Genomic DNA, 534 nt, shown 5'->3' with positions numbered 1-534 from the left:
AGGCCGCCAGCAGCACACCGGCCAGCGCCAGCAGCGCCGCGGCGCGCGCGGGCGGGCCGGCGTGCAGCGCGGTCAGCCCCAGCAGCAGCGCCAGCGTGGCCGCCGCCGCCAGTGCCAGCCCCGCCACGTCCAGCGCCAGCCCGGGGCGGGCGGGCACGCCGCCCGGCGCCGTCACCGGCACGTAGCGCCGCGCCAGCGCCCACGACACCAGCCCGAACGGCACCACCAGGAAGAAGATCGCCCGCCAGCCCCAGGCGTCCACCAGCAGGCCGCCCAGGCTCGGCCCCAGCGCCGGGGCCAGCACCACGCCCATGCCGAACAGGCCGCTGGCGCGGCCCTGCTCGTCGGGTCCGAAGGCGCGCAGGATGACGATGGCCGGAATCGGCTGCACGATGCCGGCGGCCACGCCTTCGGCCAGCCGGGCCGCCAGCACCAGCGCGTAGTGGTCGGCCACGCCGCCCAGCACGCCGCCGGCGATCAGCGCCGCCATGCACAGCACGTAGGTGCGCCGAAAGCCGAAGCGCGCCAGCATCC

General features: G+C 78.3%; 1 protein-coding gene. It reads right to left on the bottom strand.

Annotated elements, in window-relative coordinates:
- On the bottom strand, window positions 1–534 hold a 534-nt coding region (locus ML342_RS11745; protein ID WP_240127196.1), incomplete at both ends, for an MFS transporter.

It is taken from the genome of Thermomonas alba, assembly GCF_022419205.1.
GTDB lineage: Bacteria > Pseudomonadota > Gammaproteobacteria > Xanthomonadales > Xanthomonadaceae > Thermomonas > Thermomonas alba.
Note: the sequence above shows the minus strand (reverse complement) of the source record. Positions and strands in the feature narration are given on the sequence as shown.